The organism is Bradyrhizobium sp. IC4059, from assembly GCF_020193615.1.
Lineage (GTDB): Bacteria > Pseudomonadota > Alphaproteobacteria > Rhizobiales > Xanthobacteraceae > Bradyrhizobium > Bradyrhizobium yuanmingense.
Genome location: NZ_JADYVH010000062.1, coordinates 1 through 227 on the forward strand (window position 1 = coordinate 1; position 227 = coordinate 227).

At 67.4% G+C, this 227-nt stretch carries 1 protein-coding gene; it reads right to left on the reverse strand.

Going from position 1 to position 227, the window contains the following annotated elements; translation table 11 throughout:
- The coding region (locus tag I6F12_RS37110; RefSeq protein ID WP_225158559.1) for a hypothetical protein at positions 1-227 on the reverse strand (227 nt) is incomplete at both ends.

Consider the following 227-nt stretch of genomic DNA (forward strand, 5'->3'; position numbering starts at 1 on the left):
TGGGTGGTGAACAGCGTAGTGGTGGCACTCGCAGCGGCAACCGTCGCCGTGGCCGCGCTGGTCACGTTCTCGCTGGCGCCGAACAGGTCGGTGTAGGTGGCATTCACGCGGATCCGCTTGCCGACCAGGCTGCTATCGAGGGTGAGGCTCGAGGTCGTGGCGGCCAGGTTCGTCCAAGTGGTGCCGTCGGGGCTGCTCTGCCAGTGATAGGTGATGCTGGCGGGCGC